Origin of the sequence: Desulfovibrio sp. (genome assembly GCF_019424165.1) — a bacterium.
Classification (GTDB): domain Bacteria; phylum Desulfobacterota; class Desulfovibrionia; order Desulfovibrionales; family Desulfovibrionaceae; genus Desulfovibrio.
This window is the reverse complement of the sequence record NZ_JAHZAA010000018.1, coordinates 1-22209: the sequence shown is the minus strand read 5'-3', so window position 1 is coordinate 22209 and position 22209 is coordinate 1. Positions and strand designations below refer to the sequence as shown.

The following is a 22209-nucleotide window of genomic DNA, read 5'->3' as shown; positions in this document are numbered from 1 at the left end:
CCGACGCGGGATATCCGCGCTCAAGGCCGCAATTTTCCTGCGCGCGCCGCAAGACGCCGCAGGAATCCTGACACGTTGACTATGATACCGGTACGAGCACACCTCTACTTGCCGAACGGGCAAACGGGATAAGCGCACTCCGGGCAACTGGCGCAAAAACCACCGTGTCCCAGAGCGGCTATGTCTTCAGCCGTAACTTCGACCCCGGCCAGCAGACGCGGCACAATAAGGTCAAAAATGCTGGCCTTGTGGTACATGACGCAACCCGGCAGCCCCAGTACCGGCACGCGGCCGCCGGGGCCTTCCGCATAGGCCAAAAGAAACATGGCGCCCGGATATACCGGCGCGCCATAGCAGAGAATTTGCGCACCCGAGGCGCGTATGGCCGCAGGTGTGCGGTCATCGGGATCAACAGACATGCCGCCCGTAACCACAATCATGTCCGCGCCCTGATGTAAAAAATCCGCGATGGCCGAGGCAGTCATGCTCACCTCGTCGCTGGTCAGGGTCTGCCCCATGACGGTACTGCCCAGAGCGGCAAATTTTTTGCGCAACACAGGGCCGAAAGCGTCACGGATGCGTCCGTAATAAACCTCGCTGCCCGTGGTCACCACGCCCACTCTGGCGCGTGCAAGAGGCAGCACCTCAACGACGGGCCGTTTCACAGCGGCTTCCAGACATCGCAGCTTGTCCTCGCCGATCATAAGAGGGACCACCCGGGTCCCTGCCACGGCGCGGCCTTTTGTCACAAACTGCATGCCGTGCAGGGTGGCCATGGTGATCTCGCCCAAACTGTTGACCCTGTTCAGGGCCGGCACATCTATCCGCAACAGCCCGTCGCAAGCGGCTACAAGGTCGATGCGCCCCTCTTTGGGGTCGCCGGCCATGAGGTTGGCCCCCACGGTGGCCGCCACAATGCGGGCAGCGGCGTCATTTTCGTGCACCATGCCGGCAAGCGGTTCAAAAACATAAAGATGCTCCTTGCCTGTTTCGAGCAGCACCTTGATGTCTTCGGGCCGCACGATATGCCCTTTACGAAATACCGGCCCCTTGCTTTCGCCGGGTACAATTCTGGTTATATCGTGACAAAGAACACTACCTACCGCATCATGAACGTGTATGACTTTCATACAAAGTTCCGCCATGGTTGCTCCTCAGATGATGCATGACCTGATACCCAGATTGTGCTTAGCGTAACATTCCCACAACGAAATGCAAAATAAAATTCGGGATTTATAAAGTGTGGTCATGATAACTTGACGTAATATCAGGCATTTGATTTTTATTTTCCCCATTTAAACAAAAAGCGTGACTATTACGGCCCGCAGCGGCAGCGGCAGCAATTGACAGAGCAGACATTCTCTGCGAGATGGAGGGGAGAAGAACTACTGTACCGCAACTACGTCAGACAATGATGGCGCTACGGTTTACCCCCGCCAGGAGCCAGCATGAACACAGCTTTTTGTCCCGCGCGCGCGCCGCGCATCAGCCGTCTGGCGGCCTTGGCAGCCGCCCTCCTTCTTGCCCTGCCTCTGGCCGCCTGCGGCCTTGGCGAAACCCCGCAAAGAGAAGAAACGCCCCCAGGCCCCGTGGAAAACTTCATGATCATTTCCACCCCCGGCCAGACCACCGTGCTGGACGATGTGCAGTTCGGACAGGGCGTTAATGTAAGCGTTGATGAAGTCTTTACTTCGGCCAAAGGCGAAAGCTGCAAGCGCGGCACAGTGCTGGCCGGACAAAAAGAAGCCGAGGTGGTCGTTATCTGCCAGGATGCCCAGGGCCGCTGGACCATGGCCCCCAGAGTATGGGGCCAGGGCATTTCCAAACCGTAATCGCACGGGGCCAACTTCCGAAACCATAGCAGGCGCGCGGCGCGGCACAGCCGCGAGACCGCGCGTCGCATACTTTGAAACACCATGCTGCAACAAAAATATCTTCTTGCCGTTCTGACGCTGCTGGCTCTTTGCGGCTCCGCTCATGCCGCCGACACTGTACAGCCCTACGCGGCCAATCTTTTTCAAGGCAACTTTGCCCAGAACAAGGAAGGCGCGGTTATTGCGCCCGGTGACCGTGTGGTGGTGCGCCTGTGGGGCGGCGACCTCAATGTGGACCGCACCCTCGCTGTTGGGCCGGACGGGCATATGAACCTGCCCGAAGTGGGCGACATGCCCGTGGCCGGGCTGGCCTACGATAAACTGGCCGATGCCCTGCGCAGCAAACTGGCCGCCAACGGCCATGCTGATGTGCAGATATACGCAGCGCCGCTGGATGCACGGCCCGTGTCCGTTTTTGTAACGGGCGGTGTAAGCCGTCCGGGGCGCTATACCGGCGGCCCCAGCGACCCCCTGCTCAGCTTTCTGGACAAGGCGGGCGGGCTTGACCCGGTGCGCGGCAGCTACCGTGACATCCGCCTCATGCGCGACGGCAAAACCGTCACCAGCCTCGACCTCTATCCCTTTGCCCGCAAGGGCGTGCTCCCCGCCGTGCGCGTGCAGGAAGGCGATACCCTTGTGGTAGGCGAAAAAGGCCCCACCATCACGGCCACCGGCGCGGTGCGCAATCCCGCGCTTTTTGAATTTCCCAAGGGCCAGGCCACCGGAGCCGCGCTTATGGATCTGGCCGACCCCGAGGGACGCGCTTCGCATATAGCCCTGAACGGAACCCGCAACGGCGCGCCGTACAGCACCTATCTGCCCCTCAAGGACCTGCGCTCCCTCCAGCTTGAAGACGGCGACAAGGTGCAGTTTATTGCCGATGCGCCGGGCAATACCATCATGATTGAAGTGCAGGGAGCGGTGCGCGGGGCTTCGCGCTTTCCCGTACGTCAGGGGGCGCGCCTTCAGGACGTAAAAAACTTTATCGCCGTGGAACCGGAACGCGCCAACCTTGAGGCCATGTACATCAAGCGCAAGAGCGTGGCTGCCAGACAAAAGAAAGCTATTGCCGATTCTCTGCGCCGTCTTGAGGAAACGGCACTTACCGCTTCGTCGGCCAGCACGGAGGAAGCGCAGATACGCGCCAAGGAAGCCGAAATGGTGTCCAAGTTCGTGGAACGCGCCAAAGCCGTCGAGCCTGAAGGCGTGGTGGTGCTGGACGGCGGCCCGGACAAGGCGGACCTGAGCCTTGAGGAGGGCGACGTTATCGTTATCCCCACCAAGAGCGATGTGGTGCTGGTGAGCGGTGAGGTTATGGTGCCGCAGGCCATGCTCTGGGGCAGAAAGAAGGATGCCGACGACTATATCAAGGGCGCGGGCGGCCTGACCAGCCGCGCCGACAGCGGCAAGATTCTTGTCATGCACCAGAACGGCTCTGTAACCCAGGGCGGGGGCGACATCTCCCCCGGCGACCAGATACTGGTACTGCCCAAGGTTGAATCCAAGAGCATGCAGGCCGTCAAGGACATTTCGCAGGTGCTCATGCAGGTGGCGGTATCTGCCCGGGTGCTGCTGGGGCTGCCTAGCCTGTAACAAAAATTCCCTGGGGCTGTTTTCAAGGAATGCGTATTTGGAAACAGCCCCTCATAGGCATTGCTACCGTTTTTATGTATACTGCTCTGGACGGCCCTGCCGCTTGGCAACGTTTCCGGCGGCTTCTCCACCCCTGACGCTGGAAGAACGCATGAACCAGGCCCTGAAAAATTGCGACCTTTTTGCCCACATGAGCCCGGATGAGGCAAAACTTTGCCTGGGGTGCAGCGGCGCGGTGGAAGAAAAATACGGCAAGGGGGGCATGATTTTTTGCGAAACAGACGCCCCCACCCGGCTTTTTGTTCTGCTGGAAGGCGCTGTTTCCGTAGGGCGCGACAGTGCCGACGGCAGGCGCGCCGTTATGGCCCGTATCGACCGCCCCGGCGACCTCTTCGGCGAAGTTTATGTTTTTCTTGATCAAACCAACTACGGCTGTAGCGTGCAGGCAGAAAGCCCCGTGCATGTACTGGCCATACCTGCAAAATTTTTCTATTCTACCTGCGAGAAACGCTGTAGCATGCATTCGCAGATCATACGCAACATGCTTGCAGTATTTGCCCGCAAGGCTTTTTTTCTGACGCGCCGCGTATCACTGCTTTCATCGGGCAGCCTGCGCCGCAAGATCGCCTCTTTGCTGCTTGAACACCGCAACCCTGACGGCTCGCTGAATCTGCTCATGAACCGTGAACAGATGGCCGATTTTCTGGGTGTCACGCGGCCTTCACTTTCACGCGAGCTGGCAGCCATGCGTGATGAAGACCTGCTGCACATCAACGGAAAAACTATCTCCCTGCCTCACCCCGACCGCCTGAAAGAATTTTACGATTATTCTGTTCCGTAACAATTGTTACGGACGTCCACACTCCCCCTTGGTATACAGGAATCATCAAAAGCAAGGAGGGAACCATGCAACGCCTGCTCAAGAATCTCGATTACGCCACCGCGCTGCCCCTGGCCGCGCAGGTGGCCTGCCAGCCGGGCCAGGTAACCAGCAAGACGCTTGTTCAGAATGATGCCGTGGGCATAACCCTTTTCGCCTTTGACAAGGGCGAAGAAATCAGCGCCCACACCTCCACGGGCGATGCCTTTGTGCTTGCCCTTGAAGGACAGGGGCAAGTGACCATCAACGGACAGACCAGCGCCCTCAAGGCCGGAGAGTCCATCATCATGCCCGCGGGCCAGCCCCATTCCGTCAGCGCTGTGGAGCGCTTCAAGATGCTGCTGGTTGTCATTTTTCCGCCTGAATAACGCCAGCCCGCCCACCGGTGGCACAAGGCGGCCCGGACAGTTTTTCATGTCGTAAACAGTTTTTCATCCCCCGATGCCCGCCTGCTGCGGGTTTCACCCAAGCCTCCGCCGCAACGGAGCCATATAAGGACAAGACACCATGAGTAATGCCATGTTCTGCTATCAGTGCCAGGAAACCGTGGGCAACAAAGGCTGCACCCAGGTAGGCGTGTGCGGCAAAAAGCCTGAAACAGCCGCCCTTCAGGATGCGCTGATCTATGTAACCAAGGGCCTCGGCCAGATCGCCACGCGCCTGCGCGCCGAAGGCAAGGCCGTTGACCACAGGATAGACCGTCTGGTTACCGGCAACCTGTTTGCCACCATTACCAATGCCAACTTTGACGACGACATCCTTACCGAGCGCGTGCGCATGACCTGTGTCGCCAAAAAGGAACTGGCCGCATCCCTTACCGACAAGAGCGGCCTCAGCGATGCCGCCCTGTGGGAAGCCTCCGAAAAGTCCGCCATGCTGGCCAAGGCCGGAACCGTGGGCGTTATGGCAACCACCGATGATGATGTGCGCTCCCTGCGCTGGCTCATCACCTTTGGACTCAAGGGCATGGCGGCCTACGCCAAACATGCGGATGTGCTTGGCAAGCATGAAAACAGCCTTGACGCCTTCATGCAGGAAGCCCTTGCCAAAACTCTGGACGACAGCCTGAGCGTGGCCGACCTTGTGGGTCTGACCCTTGAAACGGGCAAGTTCGGCGTATCGGCCATGGCCCTGCTGGATGCCGCCAATACCGGCACCTACGGTCACCCCGAAATTACCAAGGTCAACATTGGCGTGGGCAGCAATCCCGGTATCCTCATTTCCGGGCATGATCTGCGCGACCTTGAAATGCTGCTCAAGCAGACCGAAGGCACGGGCGTTGACGTGTACACCCACTCTGAAATGCTGCCCGCCCATTACTACCCCGCCTTCAAGAAGTACGCGCACTTCAAGGGCAACTACGGTAATGCCTGGTGGAAGCAGAAAGAAGAATTTGAAAGCTTCAACGGCCCCGTGCTGCTGACCACCAACTGCCTTGTGCCGCCCAAAGACAGCTACAAGGACCGCGTGTACACCACCGGCATCGTGGGCTTTACGGGCTGCAAGCATATCCCCGGTGAAATCGGCGAACACAAGGACTTCAGCGCCATCATCGCCCATGCCAAAACCTGTCCCGCGCCTACGGAAATTGAATCCGGTGAAATCATCGGTGGCTTCGCGCACAATCAGGTACTGGCCCTGGCCGACAAGGTGATTGACGCGGTCAAGTCCGGCGCCATCAAGAAGTTCGTGGTCATGGCCGGCTGCGACGGCCGCGCCAAGTCCCGCAGCTACTACACCGACTTTGCCGAAGGCCTGCCCAAAGACACGGTCATCCTTACCGCTGGTTGCGCCAAGTATCGCTACAACAAGCTCAACCTGGGCGACATCGGCGGCATCCCGCGCGTGCTCGACGCCGGGCAGTGCAACGACTCCTACTCCCTGGCCGTCATCGCCCTCAAGCTCAAGGAAGTGTTCGGTCTTGAGGACGTCAACGACCTGCCCATCGTCTACAATATCGCCTGGTACGAACAGAAGGCTGTTATCGTGCTGCTGGCCCTGCTGAGCCTCGGCGTGAAGAACATCCACCTCGGACCGACGCTGCCCGCCTTCCTTTCGCCCAACGTGGCCAAGGTGCTGGTGGAACAGTTCAACATCGGCGGCATCACCAGCCCGCAGGACGACCTCAAGGCATTCTTCGGCTAATCCTTCCCGCAACACACCCAAACACGCAGAAGGCGCGCACTCCGGTGCGCGCCTTTTATTTCTTCAGAGCAGATTGGCGTTGAAATGCTGCACATTTCAAATCTGCTGACGATCATGCCGCAACTGCGCGCTCTCAGGATGCCGCACTTCCGGCGCGGCGTCTTTGCATAATGCTCACTGCGGCGCCGGCTCCCAAGGCTGCGGCCACAGCCACCAAATAGCAGAACCACAGGGGCGTAACTTCCACAAGAGCCATAACAATGGCAAAAAAGGCTATACAGCCAAACCAGCCCGCCATAAGCCCGCGATATACGCGTACTACAGCCCAAGGCCCCTGGGTGGTGTGAATAAAAGGAACCATTGCGCAGATCATGACAGGAAAAAACATAAGAATACCGCTCCAGCCAGCCCCGAGCCGGTGCGCCACCTCAGTGACCACGTAGACCAGCAGCGAGCCAAAAGCCATCTGCACAAGCATGAGCCAGCGGTGCGACTGCGGCTGTGGCACGGCGCGCGCCTTTTGCCGGGGCAGGCAGACCAGCACAAGCAACGGCGAAAGCAGGGAAAGCCCCACCGCGCCCAGAGGCCAGTGCGGCAAGAACTGTACAAGCCAGCCGCCCAGAACGTAGATGCCCAGCGAAAGCACAATGGCCAGATACCAGGGCAGGCCAAGCACGGCCAGCCAGGGATAGGCCACAGCGGCCAGACCGTTGGCATCAATGCCGAGCAGGGTATTATAGGATGCCTGGGCGGAAAAGGCCGTTCCCTGTTCAAGGGTAAGAAAAAAAGAAAGCGGACCAGACACCACCGGCAGCCCTGCCGCCACGCCCCCGGCAAAGGTTCCCCAGCGACGGGTGATGAGCATGCAGGCAAGCACAAGCAGGGGGGTAAGCGTCAGCTTGAAGATAAGAATACGGTCCACGGCGCTCTCTCTGAAAGATGAAACGGGCGCCGTACCCGGCAACATGCGTTACGGCGTGCAGCAGAAGCCATAACGCTCTACCCGCTGCAAGGCAAGGACGGGCATGGCCTGTAAAAGACTATATCTTCGGCCGTCTATAGCCTCCTTCAACACCTCCTGGCGAAAGAACGATCTGCCATAACTGCAGGTCACGGGCGCGGAATGCCCCGGCGCAGCTTAACAGATAATACAAAAACATGCGGCTCTGCGCCTCGCTGCACTGGAATCTCCTCTCTTCTCTGCCCCGGGTGAAGTTTTCTGCCCAGCACATGAGGGTCTTGTCATAATACGCACCCAAATTTTCCCAGTCTTCCATCACCATACGGCCTTCAACACAGTTGCCTACCAGATGAATGCTGGGCAGAATGCCGTTTTTGAAAATATACTTTTCAATCCAGGGGTCCACGCAACGGCGCGCCTTGTTTCCTCCTATGGTATGCAGCAAAAAAAGGCCGTCCGCTGACAAAAGACGGCGGACGGTATCCATATAAACAGCATAATTCTTGCGGCCCACATGCTCGAACATACCCACAGAAACAATGCGGTCAAACGTGCCGGAGAGCGTCCGGTAGTCCTGCAACAGCCAGCGGGCGTCCGTGCCTTCGTCATGTTCCCGTGCATAATCGGCCTGCGCCCTGGAAACCGTCACTCCGGTGACCCGCACGCCGTATTCCCGCGCCATGTAGCGCCCAAGCCCACCCCAGCCACAGCCTATGTCCAGCACACTCATACCCGGCTGCAATTGCAGCTTGCGGCAGATCATATCCATCTTCTGCCGCTGTGCTTCTTCCAGATCCGCGGCATGTTCCCAGTAAGCACAACTGTACTGCATGGCCGGATCAAGCATGGCCTCAAAAACATCATTGCCGAAATCATAGTGGTGCACTGCCACCATACGCGCACGCTCAGGGCTTTGCAGATTGCGGAATGAGTAGGCAATGATCTCCATCAGAACAGGCAGGGTAAACCGAAAGCGCTTTTCCAGGCCACCCCGCAGAACACGGTAAAAAAACTGGTCAAGGGCCTTGCAGTCCCACCAGCCTTCCATATACGCCTCGCCCAGCCCCAGGTTGGCGAAGCGCAGAACACGGCTGTAAAGTTTACTGTTATGAACCTGAATATCCCATGGGTGGGATCCGCCAATCTCCACATCTACTGAAGCAAGCATTTTTTTGATGTCCGATTCAAACATAACTGATACTCCTGATCGATCTTAACGCAAAAACATGCGCAAGCCCTTACAGAAAGCAAACAATCTTGCTAGTTACGTAAGTCAGACCCCTCCATATAACCTCACATGCCAATTATGGTACTGCTGCACTTTAAAAAACACAACATCCTCTCATATCCTAATAGATAGTAGGTAAAAACATCTTTCATGCCGTCGGTGCACAGGGTGTATACAATAAAAAAACGCGGCGAACGTTCACGGCAGGGCCGCGCGTTCGCCGCGCCCGGATGTCCGGCGGGCAAGGCTGTCAGTGCAGGTTACAAAACTTTCATGCGCGCGAGGTGGCGTGTCATGTGCAGCAGGTCTTCACCGTAAAACCACCACGTCAGCCCGACCACACAGGCCAAAAAACAGTATTCCCCAAGGCTGCCTGTGGAACAGAGCTTGAGCGAAACCCTGTTCTTGCGCGAAAACGGCGTCAGCGGAACCCCGGAAGGCGTCAGCATGTCCAGAGCCACATGGCTTAAACCGCCAAAGCCCAAGCCCAGCAGCACATCACGCCCTATGGGGCCAAGCTCGGCCGCAGGCAGAACAAAGGCAGCCACGCACAGGGCCAGCCACCAGCCAAACCAGTGGGTGCTGCCCCGGTGCACGGCATTGAATATTTTCTGCCTTCCCCGCCGGGTGGGGGCCAGACCCGCCATGCGCTGGTCCAGCACATCGGGCAGCACGGCTCCGGCACAGGCCGCCGCCACTCCGGCGGCAGGCAGGTGCAGTGCCAGAGCAGCGGCCACGGCCGTGGCCTGATGTGTTATCCACTTCATGCAAATCCTTTAGCGCCTTTTACCTTTGAGCATATGCATTTCAAAGGTTCACGGCGCTCACTGCGGCACGCAATGCCGCCAGTACACAGGGCTGCCGGCCTCAGTCGCAAACCCCTGGGCAACGGCTGAGGCCGGTTTACGCCTGAACGGTGATCACCTGCTCCCGCAGGCAAGAGCAGTTTCAAGGCAATATTGCTCTACCCGCAACGGGAAAAGCCGCAGGCCGGGCAAATGAGGCAGCCTTCCTGAAATACCAGTTTTTCGCCGCAGTCCGGGCAACGGCTGGCGGCAATATCGCTGACATTATCCACCACTTCGTCCTTGAGATAGCGCTGCTCCAGTACCCAGGCGATGGCATCGGGTATGGAAAGCAGCAGCCCCTTGCCCCTAAATACAGGGTGTTCACCGCCGATGCCCTTGATCTGCGCCACCACGTCACGCACATGCACGCCGGAGCGCAACGCAAGGGACACGAGCCGCCCGATGGCCTCCGCCTTGGCCGTGATGGAACGCCCGGACTTGCCGATGGTGGCGAACACTTCAAACGGCCTGCCGTCCACCTCATTCACAGTAAGATACATGGCCCCAAGACCCGTCTGTACCTTACGGGTGAAGCCCTGAACCTCATCCGGGCGCTTGCGCACCAGTGAAGGCATGGCGGCAATGGGGCCGTCTGCCGCAACCGCATGCCCGCCAGCCTGACCGGCTGCATGCTCGGACGCTTGCCCGGTCTGGGCGCTGCCGTCCGCTGCTTCAGCGGAGCCACCGTCCATTTTTTTCTGCCCTTCGCCGGTAGCCAGCACCTGAATGCTCTTGCAGCCGTCGCGGTACACGGTGACGCCCTTGCAGCCTTCCTGATAGGCCAGCCAGTAAATCTCGCGGATATCCTGCTCTGTTGCGCTGTTGGACAGATTGACGGTCTTGGACACGGCATTATCCGTATGCCGCTGAAAAGCCGCCTGCATGCGCAGATGCCACTGGGGCGCAATATCCATAGCGGTTACAAAGGTTTTGCGCAGCGGCGCGGGCAGATATTCCATATCCTGAATGGAGCCTTTGGCCACTACCGCATCCATCAACTCATGGCTGAACAGGCCGCCGGATTCCAGCGCTGCCTCAAAATGCGGATTGATCTCCACCAGACGTTCGCCGTCCAGAATATTACGGGTAAAGCAAAGGGCAAAAAGCGGTTCCACACCGGACGAGCACCCCGCGATGATGGACAGCGTTCCCGTGGGCGCAATGGTAGTTACTGTCGCGTTGCGGTAAGGCCCAAGTTTTTTGCGGGCAAACACAGAAGATTCGTAGGCCGGAAAAGGCCCGCGCTCCCGCGCCAGTTCCGCCGAGGCCCTGTGTCCTTCCTCCTGCACAAAAGCCATGATGCGCTCGCCAAGGTCAAGGCCCTGCTGCGAATCATAGGCCACGCCAAGCTGAAAAAGCATATCCGCAAAGCCCATAACGCCCAGACCGATCTTGCGGTTTTTGCGTACGGTTTCGCCAATGCGGTCAAGCGGAAAGCGCGAAGCGTCAATGACATTGTCAAGAAAACGCACAGACAGATGCACCACGCGGCGCAGTTCATCCCAGTCAATGGCCGCAGCGGGGTCAGCGCTGTTCTCATGCCCCGGCACATGGAAGCAGGAAAGATTGATGGACCCCAGATTGCATGCCTCAAAGGGCAAAAGCGGCTGCTCGCCGCAAGGATTGGTGGATTCGATGTCGCCCTGGTCAGGCGTGGGGTTGTCGCGATTGATGCGGTCCAGAAAAACAATACCCGGATCGCCGGACTGCCACGCCTTGCGCACCAGCAGGTCAAAAATTTCACGTGCGGGCAGGCGCTTCATGACTTCGCCATTATTGGGCGAAACAAGGTCATACTGCTCGTCGTTTTCCACAGCCTGCATGAAAGATTCCGTCAAGCCGACGGAAAGATTGAAGTTGTTAAACTCCCCTTCTTTCTCCTTGGCCCGGATGAATTCCAGAATATCCGGATGATCCACCCGCAGGATGCCCATATTGGCCCCACGCCGTGTGCCGCCCTGCTTTATCTGCTCAGTGGCGGTATTAAAAATGCGCAAAAAAGATACCGGGCCGGACGCCACCCCCCCGGTGGAGCCTACACGGCTGTCTTTGGGCCGCAGGCGGGAAAAGGAAAAGCCCGTGCCGCCGCCGGATTTGTGTATCATGGCGGCGTATTTGACGGCATCAAAAATCTCTTCAATGGAGTCGCCCACGGGCAGCACAAAGCAGGCCGAAAGCTGGCCCAGCTCTGTACCGGCATTCATGAGGGTGGGAGAATTGGGCAGAAATTTCCAACTGGTCATCAGGTCGTAAAAGTCACGGGCCAACTGGTCCGGCTTACGGCTTGAATTTTTGTAGCTTTTTTCCTGGGCGGCAATGGTGGTGGCCACGCGCCAAAAAAGATCGCGCGGCGATTCGATGATTTTGCCGTCAAGGTTTTTACGCAGATAGCGCTTTTGCAAAACAACTTCGGTATTGGGCTTCAGTTGCGGATGGGGCAGATTTTTGGGCATTGCAAGCATGGGAGCAGTAACCTTTTCTTGAAGTTACAATGGGCGAAAGCGGCCTTGCGGGCCAACGGCTACTATACACGCTTATGGAACAAATAAAAGTCGCCAAACCAGACCATCAATGTAACACTTTGATTTTTATTGTTTTTTATAACGATAAACCGTATCATTAAAGAATGACTGGCAAAAGTCCGCCCCGCGTTTCCTACAGCGTCACGCGGGGCGGCAAAAGCGGGCGAGCACGATAAACCGTGAATAATAAAAGCTGGCGCAACCTTGCCTTGCTACGACCCTGACGGTTGCCAAACCGCTGCCAAGCCGCTGCCCGGCCAGCGGTACAGAAGAACGTCCGCCACAAAGGCCGTGCGCTGCATGCACGGCGGCACGCCGCAAAAGGCGGCGCGTCGCCGCTGGGAAGACATGTTTTTAGGGTTGCAACGCTTCAGGCACGCGGCCTACCTGCCGCCCCTTTCATTGCGGCCCTGCGCACGCCGGGGAGCTTGCACAGACGATGGCGTGCCGGGGCGCCGCACAATGCGCGCGCCGCTTTTGGCATCACGCGCCGCATCCGGGGCCACGGTCACGTCAAGTATGTGGCCGGAGGGCAGCCCGTCGGCATCTTCCAGCAGCAAAAGGCCGCAGGCAGAACAGGCGTATCGCCCCCGCCCCGCCAGACCGGGAACGGCAAAGGGAGCCGTGAGTACACGGGCTTTCATGACGCCCGAGCGCGGCGGTCTGCCAGGCCCGTGCGGCCCCTCGGGAGCCATACGGGCGGCTTCTGCCGGGGATACGGGTGCAAGCAGCAGGGGCGCCAGACTCAGGCCGCTCTTGGCAAGGCCGGAATCCGCAGAAAGCTCTTCAAGCCAGCGCGGCGCGCCTTCACTGCCAAAAGTGAAGTGACACCAGGTACGCCCCCCCTGTCCGCCGGACAGCGGGCAGCCTGCCTGATGCGGGCAGGGAGCCAGCGCTGTAAGCCCGCCTTCCACAGCAAGTTGCCGTAAATCCATGATGGTGGAGCCGCCAAGGCGCGTGCCGGGTTCCACAAAGAGCAGGGCCGGGCCTTGCGGGGCCGCGTAGCGGCTATGGAACAGGGGCGCCAGAGAGTCCAGAAAACGTACCAGTTTTTCCTGGCGGCAGTCTTCAGGCCGTTCGCCATCAACGGCCTCGCGCCCGCGTGAACGGCCTGGCCGCAGAATATGGCCGCCCCCGGAAAATCCGTCATCACCCATATCTTCCATATCGTCGGCGCTGCCGAAATCATCCGGCGCGTCGTCATCCAGCAGGCCGAGCCGCTCTTCAAGGGAGCTTCCCCGTCCGCTGCGCTTGCCGAAGCGCAGTTCATTAAGCACATTGGCCGCGCTGACAAGCCAGGGCCGCGTCTGCCCCCCGGCCAGCAGGGGCGCGGCATGCCGGGCAGCATGCTCCATCTGGCCCCGGGCCACCTGCACGGCCCACGGCTCATGAAAGGTCAGTCCGGCCAGCTCTTCAAGCAGGGCGCGCCCCAGTTCCAGCGGCTGAGACGAATTGTCCAGCGCCAGCACCTGAATGGGGGCCTGACGCCATTGGGGCCGGGCCAGCCACAAGGCCAGGGGCAGCGTCAACGGGCCTGAGCCCACGTCCAGCAGCAGTGCCTTGCCATCCTGCGGCGCGGCAAGATGCGGATCGGGCAGCGGAATGGCCGACAGCAGCCGGGTGAGCCGAACGAGGTTCCAGGGCAAAAAGTAATACAGATAGGCGCTGACGAACGCCGGGGAACTCCAGTACGGGCGGTCCAGCGCGGCGCGCTCGGTGGTGAGCAGGCGCGAAAGATGGGCCACGTCGTCTGGCAGGGTACGGCGGTGTGCCTTGCTCAAAGGCCATACGCGCGACAGGGCCTGCGGCAACTGCTCAAGGATATGACGCGCTTCTTCCGTCAAGCGCGGAAACAGGGCCTCGGCTCCCTGCCATGCGGTTCCGTATGTGCCGTCACGGCGCGGGGCGCGAATTTCGCGCACATCACGAGTATCACGGGCATCACGCAGGCCGCGTCCGGACGCATGCTCCTGCCTGCTCTTGCCGGATGGCCTGTCCGCCCCCCTGCCGCCAGAACGACTGTCATCCGGCCCTTTGTGGCCAGGCCGACCACGCCCGTCACGTCCGGCATCACCGGGCTTGCCGCCGGGAGCCGGTCTTCCGGCGCGTTTCTTGTCCGCACCGGTTCCGCCGGGCGTACTCCCCTTCCCCGGACCGGCAGGTCTGCCGCCCCGGGAACGGTCATTGCCCGCCTTATCACTGTGGTTGCCCTGATCGCCGCGGCCACCGGTTTTGTCCTTGCCCGGTCTGCGTCGCTCCGCTTTATCCGCCCCGGTTCCCGCCGGTTTTCCCGGATGCGACGGCCTGTCGCTTCTGCCCCGCTTTTTTTCGTCCTGTTGCGGACGGGACGGCCGGGGATTCTTTTTATTCTGATCTGACATTTATGCTCCAAAGCGCATGTGGCGCAAATAGTTCTGGTGAAAATTCTTTTCGTCTACAAGAGAAAGCACAGTGGCCCGGGCGCAGAGCCGGGCCAGTTCCTCACGTTGACGCGGGTGCACGGCCAGAAGCGCCGCGCCGTCAAGTGAGGCATTGCCCACAGCGCGCAGGCGCGGGGCCAGGGAGGGCGAAATGAAGCCAATAGTTTGCAGGTCATGCGCCCGTACATGCTCTCCCAGGGCTCCGGCCAGGCACAGGGCGCTTACGTCCTGCGGGGCAAGCCCCGCCGCCGCGAGCAGGCTCTCAAGGGCCAGGGCAAAGGCCGCCTTTACCTTGAGCAGTCCCTCCACATCCGCAGCGCACAGCCACTGCCCGTAAGGCAGGCGCAAGCGCGCTCCGCCGCTGCCGCTTCCGGCTTCCAGCGCGGTAGCGAGCCTGCGGGCCAGCGGCATGGCCGGGGCCGGCACAAATGCGCCATCTTCGCGCAGCAGACCAGCACGCAGCAGCACCGCCAGCAAAGACACATAGCCCGTGGCGCTGATGCCGCGCGCTGGAGACACAGCCCCTGCCGCCGGATCGAGCCGCCCGGCTTCGCCAGCCACAGCCTGACAGGCCGGGCAAGGGCAGTGCCCGCCATGCGGCACAGGCCACGGCGTAACATCCGGCACAGGCCCCGGCTTTGACGCGGCGTGCGGCTCCGGCATAAAAAAATGCGCTTCAAGCCCGGTGGGCGCAAGGCTGAAATCCGTGATCACCCCCGGTCCGGCAAGCTGACCGCACTGCGGGCCAATGCCCTCAAGAGCCGGACCAAGAGGCACACTGGCAAGCAAAAGGTCGCCAGCCCCATCCACCAGAGCCAGTTCGCCGTTGGTGCCAAGGTCCGCCAGCACAAAGGGGCGCGGCACATCAGCGGCAAGCAGGGCCGCCAGTCCCGCGCTCACATCTCCCCCCACAAAGGGCGCGGGCAAGGGGGGAATATACACGGGCGGAAAGCTAGGCACGTCCGCCCACTCATGCCCCTGATGCCCAAGGCGGTAGGGCGCTGCGCACAGACCATCCACCGGGCGGTCGAGAAAAATATCCGTCATGGCCGTATTGGCCGCCACGCACAAACGCTCCACGCGGCCCGCACCATCGCGCTCAAGCGAGTCCGCCACCCGCAGTAAACTCTGCCGGGCAAGACGGGACAGCACGGCGCGCCCCGGCTCGTGCATCGCCACGGCCAGACGGGACATGATATCAGCCCCGGCCCCGGCCTGCGGATTCAGAAAACGCCCCTGCCCCACAACTTCCGGCGCACCACAGTGTTCTCCGGCAGCAGTACCGGACGGAGCATGCCGGACAGGCAGGCCATTGCGGCTCTCGCGGGGCAGCACGCCTTGCAGGCCCTCACTCTGCCCCACCAGGCTATCCTGGCTGCAACCATCGCTTTTTTCGCATGCTTCCGGCAGGCGCACGGCCCGCCAGTACACGGATGTGGTCCCAAGGTCCACGGCCAGCGCCAATGGGATACGCGCTGCCGGAGACGCCGAAAGCGCTTTTTCGTCCGCGGGTGCAGACGCGGGCCGCGGGCATTCCCCGCCCGGCCTCGCCGAAAACTCCGCATGCCCTGCAAGATTTTCCGGCGGCAGGGCAATATCCAGTTGCGCGGCGTCAGGCACTTGACGGCGGCAGGCCAGCCGCCAGCCCTGCTCCAGCTCCCAGACGGAAAAAACCTCCGCTTCAGCGGGCAGGGGCGACGGCGCAGGACTGAAAAAACGCACCCGGCAGCGCCCGCAGCGGCCAAGCCCTCCGCATAGCGGCAGGGGGGGCAGCAGCCCCGAAAGCCAGATGGCCCGCGAAAGGCTGTCGCCCGGTGCGGCCGCAAGCTCCAAAAGCGGCGCGGGTGCGCCCTCCACAGGGCTTGCCTTGCCGGAGGCGGCAGAAAATATTCGTAACAGCATGGGCTTTGCTCCGGCTGTAGACTGCCTCAAGGGGCCTTGGTTGGCAAGAAAAAGGGCGTATATGAACAGCCTGCCGTCCTGCGGGCGCATTCCACAGCTTGTCAAAATGGCCTTTTTCTTGCATGGTTGCTCTTGCTGACGAAGAATACCAAGAACCATCACAGGATGTTTGTCGAGGCTGGCATGAACAAAGTTTTGGCGCAAGATGAAGTGGATGCCCTGCTGCGCGGGCTTTCAGGCGGCGAAATCGAGAGCGAGGTAGAAGTGCCGGAGGACGATTCCGGCATAGTAGCCTTTGACCTTGCCAATCAGGACCGCATCATACGCGGGCGCATGCCCGTGCTCGAAATCGTCAACGACCGTTTTGCCCGGCTGTGCACCAACGCACTTTCCAACTCTGTGCGCAAACGCGTGGAGCTGAACCCCATATCCATTGATATGACCAAGTTCGGCGAATTCATGCGCTCCCTGCCCGTCCCCACCTCCATCAACATCTTCAAGATGGATCCCCTGCGCGGCAACGCCATCATGGTGGTGGACTCACGCCTGGTCTTCGCCCTTGTGGAAAGCGTTTTCGGCGGCGCAGGCTCCCAGCCCAAGGTGGAAGGACGCGAGTTTACCCGCATTGAACAGGCCGTGGTGGACAAGATCGTCAAAATTGCCCTGGACAATATGGAAGAATCCTGGCGGCCCGTGCACGATGTCAAACTGGAGCTGGTACGCAGCGAAATCAATCCGCAGTTCGCGGCCATTGTACCGCCCAGCGATGTGGTGGTGGTCATCACTTTTGAGGTAGAACTGGACACGGCCCTCGGCTCCATGATCATCTGCCTGCCCTACGCCACCATTGAACCCATCCGTTCCAAACTGCACGCCAGCTTTCAGACTGAGCGGCTTGAGGTGGACCATGCCTGGGTGGCGCGCCTTAAAGAACGCCTCATGGAAACACCGGTTGAGCTCAAGGTGTGCTTCGGCAAGACCACTATTACGGGCAATCAGCTTCTGCGCATGCAGGTGGGCGATGTTCTGGTGCTGGATAAGGATGAGGAAGATATGCTCGACTGCACCGTGGCGGGCGTATGCAAGTACCAGGGTATCGCAGGAACAATCAAGGCCATGAAATCATTTCAGATTATCAAAGAAAACGAGCCACAGTACACCTGATCACAAAAGCACGGCAACCTGCGCAGCCGACACTGGCACAAACGGGGCTGGCACAGACGGGGCTGGCACAGACGGGCCGGGCATGAACAGCCCCTGCGCCCCGGCGGCTTTGCCGCCCGCCCGGCAACCGTCAGAAAACAGTACCGCACACCATACCCAGCCGACCGGGCAGGCTGCCATCCGGCAGCGCCTGCCGTGGCGGGCCTTGGCATTTCGCCCCACCGGCTTGCCACAAGGCAGGCCAGCCTTGCCGACTCATTCCTTCATTTTTTCCAGCAGACGGGCTGCGCGCAGCTCACGCATGCGCGGAGCCAGAATGTGCACCCCCGCCGCAGGCAGATGCGGCGCTACGGACACACCGTCCGGCACGTCCTCGTCATTTTCATACCCGCCGCTTTCAGGATGCAGCAGAATACTGCGGCAGCCCGCCGCCAGGCCGGCACGCACGTCGCGCACGCGATCGCCGATCATCCACGAACTGGCAAGGTCCAGGTTCAGGTCACGGGCAGCCTGAAGAATAAGCCCGGGCTCCGGCTTGCGGCACTGGCATGGGCCGGTAATTTCAGGCAGGTGCGGGCAATAGTACCATGCATCAATGGCGGCATTTTTGGCCGCCAGGTCGGCATTGATCCATTCTTCCAGGCGCTTCAGGGCGTCATGGTCAAACATGCCCCGCGCAATGCCCGACTGATTGCTCACCACCACCAGCACATAGCCCACGGCGCGCAGACGCTTGAGCGCCTCGGGTACGCCGGGCAGCCATTGCCAGTCTTCCTTGCGATGCACATAGCCCGTATCCCTGTTCAGGGTTCCGTCGCGGTCAAGAAAAATGGCCCGGCGCAACGCCGTTTTTTCCGTCATGATTCTACTCCTGCCCCTGCTGTGCTCTGTCGCAGCCCGGCGCTATTTCTGCTTTTGGTAACCGTGCAGGGTGGCGGCTTCTTCCGCAGCCTGGGCCACCGCAGCGGGTACAACGGTCTTGCCTATGGGGCAAAGGGCCAGGGCCGCCAGCTTGACGTGCTGCCATGCAAAGGGAATGCCGATAATGGTCACGGCGCAAGCCGCTGCAGACACCAGATGCCCGAGGGCTATCCATATGCCCGCAAAGATGAGCCACAGGATGTTGCCCACCGTACCCAGCACGCCGGTTCCCACATCGGGCTGCCCGGTGAGCACCTCGCGCGAAACGGGCATTTTGCCGAAAGGGAAGAAGGTGAAGTTGCCCATGACAAAGCAGGCACGGCCCCAGGGAATGCCGATGATGGAAATAAAACAGAGCACGCCGAACATCCACCACACAAGGCCCATGACAAAGCCGCCGAGTATGAACCACAGAGCATTGCCAAGGCAGCCCAAGGTACTGTTCATGTTTCCCCCAGTCCGGCGGCAGACGCCAGAGTAGCACCGCACACGCAAAGGAACACGGGACGCAAGATTTTCGTCCATCGGCATGTCCCGGCCATACGACATAAAAACAGCCCGCCCGCGAAACCGGCGCAGACGGGCTTTGGCCGCCCGGGGCGGCTGAAAACTGATGCGCCGAAAATCAGAAGTTTACAATAACCTGTTCATTTTCGCCGCCCGCGTCATTCTTGCCGCGGCGGGCCACATCACCGATATGCCAGGCGCGCAGGTTGAACGCCTGAATACGGCTGATGGCTTCTTCGCTCTGGTCAGGGGGGAGCACCAGCACATAGCCTATGCCGCCGTTGAATATCTGCAGGATTTCAGGCCAGGAAAGGTCACCCGTTTCCTTGAGCCATTTGAAAACCGGAGCCATCTGCCAACTGCCGAAGTTGATGCGGGCCTCCACCTGCGCAGGCAGAACGCGGGGGATATTGTCATAAAAGCCGCCGCCCGTGATGTGGGCCATGCCCTTCACGTTAAGGTCGCGCAAGAGGGAGCGTACGGCATCCACATAAATAATGGTGGGCGCAAGCATAACATCGCGCACGGTGGCGCCGTCCGCGCCGGGAAAGGCATCATCGGGGGCAAGGCCGCTCTTTTCCAGCACCTTGCGGGCCAGGGAATAGCCGTTGGAATGCAGGCCCGAAGAGGCAATACCCACTATGTGGTCGCCCACCTGAATGCTTGAGCCGTCAATAAGCTTGGCGTTGTCCACAATGCCTACGCAAAAACCGGCCAGATCATACTCGCCGGGGGCGTACATGTCGGGCATTTCCGCTGTTTCGCCGCCCAGCAGGGCGCAGTCGGACTGGCGGCAGCCTTCGGCCACGCCGCCGATGACGGTCTGCGCCGTGTCCACGTCCAGCTTGCCAGTGGCAAAATAGTCAAGAAAGAACAGGGGGGTGGCTCCCTGAACAAGAATATCGTTCACGCTCATGGCCACCAGGTCGATGCCCACGGTATCGTGTTTGTCAAAGGCGAAAGCCAGCTTGAGCTTGGTGCCCACACCATCGGTGGAAGAAACCAGCACAGGCTCGCTCATGCCGCTGAGATCGGGACGGAAAAGGCCGCCAAAGCCGCCTATGTCTGAAATGACGCCCCGGGTCTGGGTGCTCTGCACCATAGATTTGATGCGCGACACAAGGGTGTTTCCCGCCTCAATGTCAACGCCTGCCTGAGTATAGGCCTTCGCGCGATCGCTGGACATCCGTAGCCTCCTTTGGATTGCGGTTCTTTAGCAGATTTTGCCGTAAAGCCCAAGCGACTTTTTTGCATGATCGCAGCAGTACCTCACGCCTGCCAACCTGTGCCGCGCCCCTGCCGTTGCCGGATATTCTTGCCCGTCTTCAGGCCCAACGCGGCGCTGTAGCACAGCTTTTCTGCCAGTACGGCCCTCTCCACATAAAAAAATGTACCTCCTGAAAAAAGCTGTCTCACCGGGCTTCATCAGTTCAGACGAGCGACCTCCGGCAAAAAATCCCGCCAGTTCCAGCTTCTTTATGGACCGTCAGGCCCGGCATTGCTAGACTGGCAACGTGGCTAGCGCCAAAATACCGCCTGCACCGCGCCATTCCAGATTCAGGCAGCGGGAATACCGGCATGCGCACCGTGAAAAGCCGCCGCCCTTCCGCCGGATGCCAGGTTTTACCGGCGTGGCATAAGGCATAAATTTTGCTAGTATCTGTTCCGGAAGCACTCGCTGGGCAACCGTGCGGTCGCCTTCTGCCAGCAGCAAGGCCGCGCCGGAGGTCCCTTTCCATAGATGTGCTCCAAGTGAGGACAACCATGAAAAATATCGCTGCCATATGCCTGCTGTGCGCATCTTGCTGCCTGTGGGCCTTACGACCGGGCGCGCCCCTGGCGGCCGGACAGGAAAAGTACATCCCCCCGCCCGGCCAGCAGGGCGGCGCGCAGGTATGGGGTACGCGGGATCTTGAAGCGGAAGGTCTGGAACGCCGGGGCCATACCCATACATGGCGCGACAGCAACGGAGACATCATTACTTCGGTAACGCCGCCACCGCCACCACCGCAGCCCGAACAGTGGAACGGCTCCATCTACGTAACCCCGTGGGTATCCCCTGACGGCAGCTACGGAACGGGCGGACAATGGGGCGGCGTTACGCCGGGTATCCCTCTGCCCGGTGGCCCGTACCCGGGTATGCCTGGTCCGGGCAAGCCCTCACCCGGCAAGCCCCGTCCCGGCTCACATCCGGGACAGCATCCGGGCGCATACCCGGGGCCGAATACGGGGCCGCATTATGGCGGCCAACGCCCGGAACACCGGCCCGGTCCGGGCGGCGGGCGCCCCGCATATCCGCACCAGCGGCCCGGCCCCCAGACAGGCGGCCCCGGCTACAACTGGCAGCAGGACCCCTATTTCAACAGCAACCCGCAACCCGGCAGCCCAACCTGGCCTGGCGGCGCGGCTCAGCCGAGCGGCAATTACGGCAATCAGGGGTATGACCGGGGTTATGATCAGGGTTTCGGGCAAGGCTACAATCGAGGCTACGAACAGGGATATGACCGGGGCTACAGACAGGGCAACGACGGGCTGCCCCCTCAGAACTCTCCGCCGCAATATGCTCCCCCCACCCTCAATCAGCAGGCCAACGAACAGGCTGACGCTCTTGCCGACGAGCAGGACTGGCGGCAGGAAGGCACGCCGCCGGACGCAGCAGGCACGCCGCAATCCTTTGGGCCGCCCGCAGATTTTCCCCCGGCGGCACCACGGCAAAACAGCGTACAACCCGCGCCGGAACAAGGCGACACGCCCCGTTCCATGCCATTCAGCAGCATATACCCACCCGGTTCCGGCACGGAGGAACGCTGACATGCAGACACAACTCTGGCAGCCTCTCGCAGGCCAGGATCAGGGCAGCGTGCTATGCCGCCTGTGCGCGCACGGCTGCCGCCTCAAAAAAGGGGCCAAGGGCCTGTGCGGCGTGCGGGCCAATATCAATGGTGAACTTGTCTCGGTGGTACGCGATGTGGTTACCGCCGTGAATCTGGACCCGGTGGAAAAAAAACCGCTCTACCACTTTCTTCCGGGCAGCCGGACTTTTTCCATAGGCAGCGTAGGCTGCAACTTTTCCTGCAAGTTTTGCCAAAACAGCGGTATTGCGCACATACCCGCCAGCGGAGTCGTTCCCGGCAGGCGTGCCACGCCCGAAGACCTGATTCTGCTGGCTCAGGAAAACCGCGCCCGCAGCATGGCTTTTACCTACAACGAGCCTACGGTCTTTTTTGAACTGGTTTACGAAACC

18 protein-coding genes are annotated in these 22209 nt (G+C 60.4%); 8 read left to right on the top strand and 10 right to left on the bottom strand.

The features are described from left to right. Positions 1–104: 104 nt before the first annotated feature. Positions 105–1130, bottom strand: a complete 1026-nt coding sequence (locus QZ377_RS07765) for a molybdopterin-binding protein (protein WP_291440599.1) — start codon at positions 1128–1130, stop codon at positions 105–107. 318 nt (positions 1131–1448) lie between these two features. On the opposite strand from QZ377_RS07765, the gene QZ377_RS07760 reads away from it, so the two are divergent. From QZ377_RS07760 to hcp, 5 genes are all read left to right on the top strand, one after another. Beyond that, positions 1449–1832 carry a DVU3141 family protein gene (locus tag QZ377_RS07760; RefSeq protein ID WP_291440598.1) on the top strand — a complete coding sequence of 128 codons (384 nt, stop codon included), beginning with the start codon at positions 1449–1451 and terminating at the stop codon, positions 1830–1832. 84 nt (positions 1833–1916) lie between these two features. Next, positions 1917–3467: a polysaccharide biosynthesis/export family protein gene (locus QZ377_RS07755; protein ID WP_291440597.1), complete on the top strand. Its 1551-nt coding sequence runs from the start codon at positions 1917–1919 to the stop codon at positions 3465–3467. 151 nt (positions 3468–3618) lie between these two features. Then, entirely contained in the window at positions 3619–4308 is a 690-nt protein-coding gene (locus QZ377_RS07750; RefSeq protein ID WP_291440596.1) for a Crp/Fnr family transcriptional regulator, read from the top strand. Between the two features lie 65 nt (positions 4309–4373). Continuing rightward, the gene (locus QZ377_RS07745; protein ID WP_291440595.1) at positions 4374–4715 is read left to right on the top strand and encodes a cupin domain-containing protein; all 342 of its coding nucleotides are present in this window, start codon (positions 4374–4376) and stop codon (positions 4713–4715) included. A gap of 151 nt (positions 4716–4866) precedes the next feature. Beyond that, the gene (gene hcp, locus QZ377_RS07740; RefSeq protein WP_291440622.1) at positions 4867–6492 is read left to right on the top strand and encodes a hydroxylamine reductase; all 1626 of its coding nucleotides are present in this window, start codon (positions 4867–4869) and stop codon (positions 6490–6492) included. A gap of 133 nt (positions 6493–6625) precedes the next feature. Here hcp and QZ377_RS07735 read toward each other — a convergent pair whose 3' ends face one another. The 6 genes from QZ377_RS07735 to QZ377_RS07710 form a co-directional block, all read right to left on the bottom strand. Continuing rightward, on the bottom strand, positions 6626–7414 hold the full coding sequence (locus QZ377_RS07735) for a hypothetical protein (protein WP_291440594.1): 789 nt from the start codon (positions 7412–7414) through the stop codon (positions 6626–6628). A gap of 118 nt (positions 7415–7532) precedes the next feature. Next, positions 7533–8645, bottom strand: a complete 1113-nt coding sequence (gene cfa, locus QZ377_RS07730) for a cyclopropane fatty acyl phospholipid synthase (RefSeq protein ID WP_291440593.1) — start codon at positions 8643–8645, stop codon at positions 7533–7535. Positions 8646–8941: 296 nt separating this feature from the next. Further along, complete coding sequence (locus tag QZ377_RS07725; protein ID WP_291440592.1) at positions 8942–9448, bottom strand: metal-dependent hydrolase; 507 nt, start codon at positions 9446–9448, stop codon at positions 8942–8944. A gap of 197 nt (positions 9449–9645) precedes the next feature. Next, a complete protein-coding gene (locus QZ377_RS07720) occupies positions 9646–11991 on the bottom strand; it encodes a vitamin B12-dependent ribonucleotide reductase (protein WP_291440591.1) in 2346 nt (781 codons plus the stop codon). 443 nt (positions 11992–12434) lie between these two features. Beyond that, positions 12435–14432 carry a small ribosomal subunit Rsm22 family protein gene (locus tag QZ377_RS07715; RefSeq protein ID WP_291440590.1) on the bottom strand — a complete coding sequence of 666 codons (1998 nt, stop codon included), beginning with the start codon at positions 14430–14432 and terminating at the stop codon, positions 12435–12437. Continuing rightward, positions 14433–16373: an ASKHA domain-containing protein gene (locus QZ377_RS07710; RefSeq protein WP_291440589.1), complete on the bottom strand. Its 1941-nt coding sequence runs from the start codon at positions 16371–16373 to the stop codon at positions 14433–14435. It abuts the gene before it with no gap. 183 nt (positions 16374–16556) lie between these two features. Here QZ377_RS07710 and fliM point away from each other — a divergent pair, with 183 nt between their 5' ends. Beyond that, entirely contained in the window at positions 16557–17537 is a 981-nt protein-coding gene (fliM, locus tag QZ377_RS07705; protein ID WP_291440588.1) for a flagellar motor switch protein FliM, read from the top strand. Between the two features lie 255 nt (positions 17538–17792). Here the strand turns inward: fliM and gmhB are convergent, their stop codons facing one another. From gmhB to purM, 3 genes are all read right to left on the bottom strand, one after another. Beyond that, on the bottom strand, positions 17793–18398 hold the full coding sequence (gene gmhB / locus QZ377_RS07700; protein ID WP_291440587.1) for a D-glycero-beta-D-manno-heptose 1,7-bisphosphate 7-phosphatase: 606 nt from the start codon (positions 18396–18398) through the stop codon (positions 17793–17795). A 42-nt stretch (positions 18399–18440) separates the two neighbouring features. Then, the gene (locus QZ377_RS07695; RefSeq protein ID WP_291440586.1) at positions 18441–18905 is read right to left on the bottom strand and encodes a YccF domain-containing protein; all 465 of its coding nucleotides are present in this window, start codon (positions 18903–18905) and stop codon (positions 18441–18443) included. 178 nt (positions 18906–19083) lie between these two features. Continuing rightward, entirely contained in the window at positions 19084–20151 is a 1068-nt protein-coding gene (gene purM, locus QZ377_RS07690; protein WP_291440585.1) for a phosphoribosylformylglycinamidine cyclo-ligase, read from the bottom strand. 578 nt (positions 20152–20729) lie between these two features. Between purM and QZ377_RS07685 the strand changes: the two genes are divergently transcribed. Further along, positions 20730–21776: a hypothetical protein gene (locus QZ377_RS07685; protein ID WP_291440584.1), complete on the top strand. Its 1047-nt coding sequence runs from the start codon at positions 20730–20732 to the stop codon at positions 21774–21776. A 1-nt stretch (position 21777) separates the two neighbouring features. Continuing rightward, positions 21778–22209, top strand: a 432-nt coding sequence (locus tag QZ377_RS07680) for a radical SAM protein (RefSeq protein WP_365854589.1), incomplete at its 3' end; no start/stop codon positions are given.